The 9,592-nt window shown below is 62.8% G+C and carries 9 protein-coding genes; 7 read left to right on the plus strand and 2 right to left on the minus strand.

Annotated features, from left to right (window positions below; genetic code table 11):
- Positions 1–2: 2 nt before the first annotated feature.
- Positions 3–659, plus strand: coding sequence for a hypothetical protein (locus ACTNAU_RS12070; protein WP_441098564.1), 657 nt, complete (start codon positions 3–5; stop codon positions 657–659).
- Positions 660–716: 57 nt separating this feature from the next.
- Here ACTNAU_RS12070 and ACTNAU_RS12075 read toward each other — a convergent pair whose 3' ends face one another.
- A complete protein-coding gene (locus ACTNAU_RS12075) occupies positions 717–1,343 on the minus strand; it encodes a hypothetical protein (protein WP_185916696.1) in 627 nt (208 codons plus the stop codon).
- Between the two features lie 214 nt (positions 1,344–1,557).
- Here ACTNAU_RS12075 and ACTNAU_RS12080 point away from each other — a divergent pair, with 214 nt between their 5' ends.
- From ACTNAU_RS12080 to ACTNAU_RS12100, 5 genes are all read left to right on the plus strand, one after another.
- Positions 1,558–3,600 (plus strand): peptidoglycan-binding domain-containing protein, encoded by a 2,043-nt coding sequence (locus tag ACTNAU_RS12080; protein ID WP_243164537.1) that lies wholly within the window; start codon positions 1,558–1,560, stop codon positions 3,598–3,600.
- A gap of 63 nt (positions 3,601–3,663) precedes the next feature.
- Positions 3,664–4,188: a peptidoglycan-binding domain-containing protein gene (locus ACTNAU_RS12085; RefSeq protein ID WP_441098565.1), complete on the plus strand. Its 525-nt coding sequence runs from the start codon at positions 3,664–3,666 to the stop codon at positions 4,186–4,188.
- Between the two features lie 171 nt (positions 4,189–4,359).
- The gene (locus ACTNAU_RS12090) at positions 4,360–5,406 is read left to right on the plus strand and encodes a TRM11 family SAM-dependent methyltransferase (RefSeq protein ID WP_185916694.1); all 1,047 of its coding nucleotides are present in this window, start codon (positions 4,360–4,362) and stop codon (positions 5,404–5,406) included.
- Positions 5,407–5,452: 46 nt separating this feature from the next.
- Complete coding sequence (locus ACTNAU_RS12095; protein ID WP_185916693.1) at positions 5,453–6,289, plus strand: MBL fold metallo-hydrolase; 837 nt, start codon at positions 5,453–5,455, stop codon at positions 6,287–6,289.
- 40 nt (positions 6,290–6,329) lie between these two features.
- Positions 6,330–6,764 (plus strand): PPC domain-containing DNA-binding protein, encoded by a 435-nt coding sequence (locus ACTNAU_RS12100; protein WP_059002893.1) that lies wholly within the window; start codon positions 6,330–6,332, stop codon positions 6,762–6,764.
- 65 nt (positions 6,765–6,829) lie between these two features.
- Here ACTNAU_RS12100 and ACTNAU_RS12105 read toward each other — a convergent pair whose 3' ends face one another.
- Complete coding sequence (locus ACTNAU_RS12105; RefSeq protein WP_185916692.1) at positions 6,830–8,032, minus strand: AI-2E family transporter; 1,203 nt, start codon at positions 8,030–8,032, stop codon at positions 6,830–6,832.
- 227 nt (positions 8,033–8,259) lie between these two features.
- On the opposite strand from ACTNAU_RS12105, the gene ACTNAU_RS12110 reads away from it, so the two are divergent.
- A complete protein-coding gene (locus ACTNAU_RS12110) occupies positions 8,260–9,546 on the plus strand; it encodes an HlyC/CorC family transporter (protein ID WP_185916691.1) in 1,287 nt (428 codons plus the stop codon).
- Positions 9,547–9,592: the final 46 nt, after the last annotated feature.

Genomic DNA, 9,592 nt, shown 5'->3' on the forward strand with positions numbered 1-9,592 from the left:
GAGTGGGAAGGGAGCTGCGTCGCCTGTCTGTTGAGCTTCTCTTTATGCATTATCGTCTACTGGTGCCTATTTTGGCACTCGGATTGGGCGTACCGTTGGCGGTACAAGGCGTTTTTATGATGCAGGGGACAGAGGCGGCCACCCTTCATCAAACAGCTCAGTTGCTTCGACAGATTCTGCCGCTCTTTTCAGTGTGGTGCCCTGCGTTTGCCCTGCAAAACTATGTACAGGGGGACAGCTGTGAGCTGTTTCGCGCATATACGGCGCGGCGCTCCCGTCAATGGCGATTGGTGGCGTGGTGTGGACTGTTCTATCTTACGGCAGAAACGGCTCTGTTTTTATGGGTGTGTAGACATTTTACGGGAAGAGGAGCAGCCTTTGTTCTACTGGTTGAATGGGTCTGGCAGCTGCTGTCGCTTCTGTTTATGAGCGGAGCAGTCTATTTTCTCTCCTATACGCTTCACTCGTCCATGACGGCAATGATTGTCGCTGCACTCTATCATTGCTTCTCTGCGGTCATTTCGGTGCTGCCGAGCACATTTCCTGGAGAAATAGGGTTTCCCCTTCTATCGCAAAAGGGAATGGTGGTTTTAGGGGCAGCTATTTTGCTGTGGATGGCAGGCTGGTTTCAGGACCGGCGCTACTCGATAAAAAATTGAAAGGACTGCTCATCATTGATGAGCAGTCCTTTTTCTGATTTCGCGTCAGGCGGCGTCTTACCCCTCTTCGATCACCCGCAGGATGTCGGCCATGTAGGGCAGGGTCTTGACCCAGTCGCAGAGGACGTGCCACTCGTCCAGCTTGTGGGTCCGGCGGGCAAAGTACATCCCCACCAGGTTTTCGTAGTTGAGGGTCACGGTGCGCAGCTGGTTGTAGCTCTCGGGCAGCAGCTGGATCATCGAATACCAGCAGGTCTTGTCCTTGTCCGCCAGATAGTCCTGCCGCAGCTGCTCCAGCAGGGCGATGACCCCGTCCAGGCAGGACAGGGCGCGCTCGTCCATCCGGTCGCAGCTGAAATCCTCCCGCGAGAAGGGCTTGGCGTGGATCTTGTGCATGGTGGAGGTGGAGTTGGCCACTGTGCCCACCTTGTAGGTGTCGAACTCCTTCCACCAGTAGAGGGGGGCGGTGATGTCCACCGAGACAAAAATTTGGCGGATGAACTTGCGGTGGTCGCTGCCCGAGCGGCAGAGCCGCAGCGCCAGGGAGAGGTCGTTTTCCCCCAGTTGGTAGCTCCCGTCCTCGCCGTAGCAGCTGTCGCCCCGCGCCCAGCTGTTCATGGGGTTGCGGGCGCCCCGCATGGCGTTTTCCCAGTTCATCACCGTAGTGCGTTCCAATAAAATCATGGCCGTATCCTCTCCGTTTCTCCGCCGCCCTGTCTGGCCGCGCGCTTGTTTCTCCCTATTATACTGTGTTTTCCGCCCCAGCGCAAAGGCGTTTTTGAGAGGGGGGACGGCAGACACCTTTCGCGGGGCGGGGGAATAAGCTGGTGTGCGTGTGAAACCGGCGCAGGCCGCGCGCCCGCTCCCCAAACTTCCACCGCAAAAGGAGGAACCCCATTTGGCTACTGGACAACTGAGCTTTTCCGTCTCAACGGCGCAGCAGGCGCTGCCGGTGGAGGCCGTCCAGGTGGTGATCACCAAGGTGTCCGAGGGACAGGTGGTCTACGACCAGACACTGATTACCGACGAGGACGGAAACACCCCCGCCATCGACCTGGAGGCGCCCGACAAGGCCCTCTCCCTCGACCCCGGCTACGAGGGCTATCCCTACGAGGTCTACGACGTGCAGTTTCGCAAGGAGGGCTATGTCCCCGCCGAAGTGCGCGACATCCAGATCTTCGCCGACACCCTGGCTGTGCAGGTGATCGAGATGATCCCCAACGCCACCGACAACTACACCGGCCCCCGGCAGGTGAGCACCGTCCCCCAGCACCACCTGACCTGCGAGTGCCCCTGCTTCTCCACCGCACCGGCGGAGAAAAATGTGGAAAACCGCATCCTGCAGGTGCCGGTCATCCCCACCAACATCACCGTCCACCTGGGCCGGCCCAACAACTCCTCGGCCGAAAACCTGACGGTGCCCTTCAAGTACTACATCAAAAACGTGGCCTCCAGCGAGATCTACCCCACCTGGCCGGAAAACGCCCTGCGGGCCAACATCTACTGCCAGATCTCCCTGGCTCTCAACCGGGTCTACACCGAGTGGTACCGCAGCAAGGGCTACAACTTTCAAATCACCAACTCCACCCAGTACGACCAGTACTTCGTGAAAAACCGCAATATCTTCGACAACATCAGCAGAATCGTGGATGAGATCTTCAACGTCTACATCCGCAAAAACAACCGCGAGGAGCCCTTTTACGCCGAGTACTGCGACGGCCGGCAGGTCACCAACTGCCCCGGCCTCAAGCAGTGGGGCACCGTGAACCTGGCCAACCAGGGGTACAGCCCCATCCAGATTTTGCGCTACTACTACGGCAGCGGGGTGGCCCTTTACGAGTCCAACAACATCCGTGACATCCCCCAGTCCTATCCCGGCACCCCGCTGCGGGTGGGCTCCACCGGCACCAACGTGGCCATCATCCAAAACCAGCTCAACCGCATCCGCCGCAACTACCCCTCCATCCCCCTGATCAACCCGGTGGACGGGGTCTTCGGCCCCTCCACTGAGGCGGCGGTCAAGGCCTTCCAGAGGAGCTTTAAGCTCACCCAGGACGGGATCGTGGGCAAGGGGACCTGGTACCAGATATCCTATATCTACGTGGCGGTGAAAAAGCTGGCCGAACTGGGCAGCGAGGGCGAAGATGTGGATGTGCCCGACACCCCGCCCTCCTCGGTCCTCAAAGAGGGGGATACCGGCGTCGGCGTGCAGGCCATTCAGTATATGCTGCGGGTGGCCTCCCAGTTCTTTGCCGAAATTCCCGACGTGAATATCGACGGCATCTTCGGCCCCATCACCAAAAACGCGGTGAAGTCCTTCCAGAGCTACTTCGGCCTCATCCCCGACGGCATCGTGGGCCACGCCACCTGGCAGCAGATGATCGACATCTACAAGCAGGTGGAGCCCGACGTGCCCGACGGCGGCTGCGGCTGCAAGCCCTACCCCGGCACCCCGCTGCGGCAGGGCTCCACCGGCACCAGCGTCAGCGACCTGCAGTTCTATCTCAACGCCATCGGGGTGGTCAACACCCTGATCCCCCAGCTGGCGGTGGACGGCATCTTCGGCCCCGCCACCACCCAGGCCGTGCGGGTCTTTCAGCAGCTCTTTGGCCTGGATGTGGACGGCATCGTCGGCCCCGCCACCTGGGCGGAGGTCTGCAACCAGTTTTGCAACCTGCCGGCCAAACCTCCCTGCCCGCCCTATCCCGGCGGGGTCTACCGCAGGGGCAGCACCGGCAATGCGGTGCGCAACATTCAGTTTATGCTCAACGTCATCGCCCTCAACTACCCGCAGGTGGGCCGCGTGACGGTGGACGGCATCTTCGGCGCGGCCACCGAGGCGTCGGTGCGCACCTTCCAGCAGCTCTTTGGCCTCACCGTCGACGGGGCGGTGGGCCAGGCGACCTGGACGCGCATGTGCCAGGTTTACGCCACCGTGTAGCAGCACCCTGCCCGGCCCTCGGGCCGGCGGGCGCTCTCAATATATAACAGAGGTGAATTGACTATGTCTAGTTGTGTCTGCAAACCCTATCCCGGCTATGTGATCGGCATGGGCTCCTCCGGCAGTGTGGTCAGCAATATCCAGTACTACCTCAATGCCATCAAAACCAGTCTTCCCACCATCCCCGCGGTGACGGTGGACGGGGTCTTCGGCTCCGCCACCGTGCGCTCGGTGGCCGCCTTCCAGCGGGCCGTCGGCCTGGCCGCCGACGGCAAGGTGGGTTCCACCACCTGGTTCGCCCTCTGCCGCAAACTCTGCGTGGAGTCGGTCCACCCGGTGGCCAAACCCTGGCCCGGCAGCGTCTACCGCCAGGGCAGTTCCGGCAGCCCGGTGCGGGACATCCAGCTCTATTTGAGCAACATCGCCGAGAAGTTCCCCAACGTCCAGCGCGAGCAGGTGGACGGGGTCTTCGGCGCCACCACCGATTACTCGGTGCGCATCTTCCAGCAGGAGTTCGGCCTCACTGTCGACGGCGCAGTCGGCCGGAATACCTGGAACAAACTCGTCGAGATCTACAACACCCTGTAAGTCGCCGGCCAGCTCGCCTTTGGCAGCGGCCAGAGCCCCCGAGGCTGCGGTTTTCCGCCCCTCGGGGGCTCTTTTTGCGCCCGCTTGTCGGCCATGACAGGGCGGGGAAAACGTGCTATACTGAAAGGCGAAACAAGTGGGCCGTCCCGGCCCCCAAAAAAGGAGACCGCCATGCGCTACCACCTGCTGCGAAACCCCGGCCACAACCGGGTCTATTTGAAGGAGTCCACCGCCCTCTGCCTGGGGGAGCTGGCCCTCGCCGTCCGCTCATTTGAAAGCCCCTGTAGCCCCCCCGAGCCGGAGGAGCTGGGGGGCGCCCCCGCCCTGGTGTTGGAGAGCGAGCGCCCCCTCGGGGAGAGGGAGTTGGAGCGGCTCTTTGACCTCTCCTTTTGCTATGCCGTCTTTGCCGGCGAGAACGGGTCCCTGCGGGCCCTCGACCGGCCGGGCGCCCCCTATTTTGGGGAGGAGATCAGCACCATCCTCAAGTATCCCGGCAAGACAAACGAGCTCTTTACCCGCTTTCTCATCAACCTGGCCGCCAGTTCCAGCGCCTTTGCCGGGCAGGGGGGACTGACCCTGTTGGACCCGGTGGCGGGCCGGGGCACCACCCTCTTTGAGGCGCTGCGGCTGGGGTACAGCGCCGCCGGGGTGGAGATCTCGCCCAAGTCGGTGCAGGAGTGTGGCGGCTACCTGAAGAAGTACCTGGAACAGGCCCGCTGCAAGCACACCCTGCAAAAGGACCGCCTCTCCGGGCCGAACCGCTCCTTTACCGCCCAGCGCCAGCGCTTTGAGCTGGCGCGCAGCAAGGAGGAGTACGGCGACCCCGCCGCCCGCCGCTCGGTGACCCTGATTGCCGGGGACTCGGCCTATACCGACCGCTATTTCCCCAAAAATCACTTCCACCTGTTGGTGGGCGACCTGCCCTACGGGGTGGCCCACGGCAACCAGGCCGGCGGCCGCCCGCAGGGGCGGGGAAATCCCACCCGCAACCCCAGCGAACTGCTGCGGGCCTGCCTGCCCGGCTGGCGCCGGGTGCTCAAGCCCGGCGGGGCGATGGCCCTGTCCTGGAACACCTTTGTCCTCCCCCGCCCGCAGCTGGAGGGGTTGGTGGAGGCCGCCGGGTTCACCGTGCTGCGGGAGCCGCCCTACGACAGCTTCTGCCACCGGGTGGACCAGGCCATCCGCCGGGATGCCCTGGTGGCCCGCAAAGAGGGGTGAGGGGGAGGCCGAACGGCCGCCCCGCGCCCAAGAGGAGGAGACGCCTGTGTCTGTCAAACTGTCCGTCCTGATCGAAAACCGAACCCTGTCCCCCCAGCTGCAGTGCGAAAACGGCTTTTCTGCCTTTGTGGAGGCAGGGGGGCACCGCATCCTCTTTGACACCGGGGACAGCGGCGCCTTTCTGCAAAACGCCCGCGCCATGGGGGTGGACCTCTCCCAGACCGAGGCGGTGGTGCTCAGCCACGCCCACTTTGACCACTCCCGGGGGTTTTTGGCCTGGCGGGAAGACTGTCCGGCGCCCGAGGCGCCCCTCTACATCCACCGCTACTTCTTCACCCCCAAGTACTGGGACCAGGAGGTGTCCTACTACTATGTAGGCAATGCCTTCGGGCAGGAGTGGATCAACGAGAAAAAGGTCCCCTGCGCCATGGTCAGCCGGGAGATCCACCCCCTCTTTGAAGACGCGCCCATCTACCTGCTCTCGGGGTTCGAGCGGGTCTGCCCCTTTGAGCAGCCCGACCCCACCGCCCTGATGATGCTCGGCGGGGAGTACCGCACCGACGACTTCCGGGAGGAGATGGCCCTGGCCATAGACGACGGGGAGGGGCTGGTGGTCCTCTCTGGCTGCAGCCACTGCGGTCCGGTGAACATTTGCGAGAGCGCCCGCCGCCGGTTGGGCAAGCCGGTCAGGGTCTTTGTGGGGGGCACCCACCTGGTGGCCTGCGACGAGGAGCGGGCCCGGCAGACGGTCGAGTGGTTCGCCGCCAGCGGCATCCCCTTTGTGGGGGTCTGCCACTGCACCGGGGAGGAGGGGCTGGCCCGGTTTGCCGCGGGCTGCCCCCAGAGCCGGGCCCTGGCCTCGGGGTCGGTGCTCGAACTGTGAGAAGAGATGCGCGCCCTGCGCTGAAAAAGGAGGAATTTCTGTGATTTACAAACTGTATGGAGACACCTATGCCGTCCGCCTGGAGCGGGGCGAAGAGGTGGTGGCGTCCATCGCCGAACTCTGCGAAAAAGAGGGGATCCGGGCCGGCACCGTCCAGGGGCTGGGGGCTGCCGATGACGCCACCGTCGGCCTGTACAGCATTGCCGAGAAGAAGTACTACCCCACCGAGTTGAAGGGGGACATGGAGATCACCGCCCTCATCGGCAACATCTCCCGCCAGGAGGGGGCGGATGCGCCCTATCTCCACCTCCACATCACCCTGGCCAAGGCGGGCGGGCAGGCGGTGGGCGGCCACCTGAACCGGGCGGTCATCAGCGCCACCAGCGAGCTGTTTGTCCGCAAGCTGCCCGGGGTCATCGGCCGCTTTGCCGACCCGGAGACCGGCCTCAACCTGACCCGGTTCGACTTGGATTGACCCCCTTCTCCCATCAAAAAAGAGCGCCGCGGCCGACGGGCCGGGCGCTCTTTTTTAGCGGGTTTTTAGGCGGGGCCCTCGTCCTCCTGCGGGGGGAGGGGGGCGATGGGGCCGGGCACCTTGTAGTCGTTGGGGTCCAGGGGCATCCCCTTCTCCTGCAGCCGCCCGCGGATAAAGACCTTGAAGAGGGTGTAGATGACCGAGAAGGCGGGCACCCCGACGATCATCCCCAGGGGGCCCATCAGGCCGCCGCCGATGACGATGGCCACCATCACCCAAAAGGCCGAGAGGCCGGTGGACTGGCCGAGGATCTTCGGACCCAGGAAGTTGCCGTCAAACTGCTGCAGGGCGATGACGAAAATCACGAACCAGATGCACTTGATGGGGTCGGCGATGAGGATGATGAAGGCCGAGGGCACTGCCCCGATAAAGGGCCCGAAGAAGGGGATGATGTTGGTGACCCCGACGATGACGCTCACCAGGGGGGCAAAGGGGATCTTGAGGAGGGTGGTCCCAATAAAGCAGATGAGGCCGATGATGAGGGAGTCGTTGATCTTGCCGATGAGGAAGCCGCCGAAGGTGCGGTGGCTCAAGGCGGCGACGTAGACCAGCTGGTCGGCGCGCTTGCGGGAGAAGAGGGAGTAGACCACCCGCTTGGTCTGGGAGCAGAACTTCTCCTTTGAAAAGAGCAGGTAGACCGAGGCCACCACCGCCACCAGGGTGTTGATGACAAAGCTGCCGATGGAGATGGAGACGCTCAACAGCTGGGGGAGGGTGGACTTCAAGAAGTCCAGCGCCTGGGACCAGAGCCCCTCCCAGGACTGAAAGAGGTCGGTGATTTTGGAGGGGTCGATGTCGTAGTGCACCAGGGTGTCGCGGACAAAGGTCTCGATGGCGGCGATGCCGTCGCCGCTCTGGTTGATGAGGGTGCGCACGCTCTCCACGATCTGGGGGATGATGAAGGAGATGAAGAGGGTCACCAGGGCCAGCCCCAGCAGGTAGACGATGGCCACCGCCACCGCCCGGCGGACGTTTTTCTTTTCGATCTTCTGCAGCCAGCGGCGCTCGATCAAGTTGAGGGGGGAGGAGGCGATGTAGGCGATGCCGAAGGCCGCAATAAAGGGGGAGAGCAGGGAGACCAGCGCCCGAAAGAGGGAGGCGATCTCCTTGAAGTTGGCAAAGAAGGCGAAGAGCAGCACGCCGGAGAGCACCACCAACATGTTGGGCAGCGCCCGGTAGAGGATGTGATAGGCCCGCTTTTTGTTCATGTGTCGGCCGCCTTTCTCGTGAATTTCCCCGGGCAGCGGGCCCGGGGAAGGAAGTCTCTTTTAGTATAAAGGATGGGGCGGCAAAAAACCACCGCATTTTTATGAAGAATTGCCGCCGCCCCCCATTTGGGTGCGCTCTGCGCCCTTGCCATCCGGCTTCATTTTTGATATGATACCTCTAACTCAAAACCGACACACAGACAGCAAGCGAAAAGGAGCGTGCAATTTTGGAAGAGGGCAGTATATGGCTCTACATCGTCTCGCTGGCAGCGCTGGTGGCGCTGTCGGCCTACTTCTCCGCCTCGGAGACCGCGTTTTCCACCGTCAACCGCATCCGCCTGAAAAAACTCGCCAAAGAGGGGAACAAAAAGGCCTCGCGGGCGCTGAAGATCGCCGACCGGTTTGACAGCGCCATCTCCACCATCCTCATCGGCAACAACATCGTCAACATCGCCGCGGCCTCCATCGGCACCCTGCTCTTCACCGGGCTGATGGGCCCCAGCGGCGCCGGCGTCTCCACCCTGGTGATGACGGTGGTGGTCCTCATCTTCGGCGAGGTGATGCCCAAATCGGTGGCCAACGAGTACTCCGAGAGCTTCGCCATGTTTGCCTCCGGCGTCCTCTCGGCGCTGATGAAGGTCTTTTCCCCCTTTGTCTGGTGCTTTGCCAAGCTGAAAAAGGCCCTGTCCAAAAAGCTGGCCGGCCCCATGGGGGAGGCGGCCAACCAGCCCTCGGTGACCGAGGAGGAGCTGAAGGTCATCATCGACGAGATCCAGGACGAGGGGGTTTTGGAGGAGCAGGAGAGCGATTTGGTGCAGAGCGCCCTGGAATTTGACGAGATCTGCGTCAACGAGGTGCTCACCCCCCGGGTGGACGTGGTGGGGGTGGAGCTGGGCGACAGCATCGAGTCCATCCGCGACCTTTTCTTTGCCGAGCGGTACTCCCGCCTGCCGGTCTACGAGAAGAACATCGACAATATCGTGGGCATCCTCAACCAGCAGGAGTTCATCATGCGCCTGGTCAAGGGCCAGCGCTTTCAGGTGGCCGACATCCTGCAGCGGGCCCTCTACGTTCCCCCCACCAAAAAGATTTCGGTGCTGCTGGGCGAACTGCAGCGGGAGAAGCTGCACATGGCGGTGGTCACCGACCAGTACGGCGGCACCCTGGGCATCGTCACCATCGAGGACCTGCTGGAAGAGCTGGTGGGCGACATCTGGGACGAGCACGAGGAGATCACCTACGCCGTCATCCCCCTGGGGGAGCACACCTACGAGGTGGACGGCGACCTGAACGTCTACGACATGCTGGACAAACTGGGCTTTGACAGCAGCCGCTTCGACTTTGAGTCGGGCAGCGTCAGCGGTTGGGTGCTGGAGCGGTTGGAGCACATCCCCGCGCAGGGGGAGCAGTTTTCCTTTGAAAATCTCGACGTCACCGTCACCCAGGTGGACGAACAGCGCATCAACAAGATCACCGTTCACGTCAACCCCCTCCCCGAGGGGGAAGAGGAGTAGCGGTCAAATAAAAGGAAGAGAGCCGGGGGGCGCTCGGGCCCCCGCG

Origin of the sequence: Bittarella sp. HCP28S3_D9, from assembly GCF_052065655.1 — a bacterium.
In the GTDB taxonomy this organism is placed as follows: Bacteria; Bacillota; Clostridia; order Oscillospirales; family Ruminococcaceae; genus Bittarella; species Bittarella massiliensis.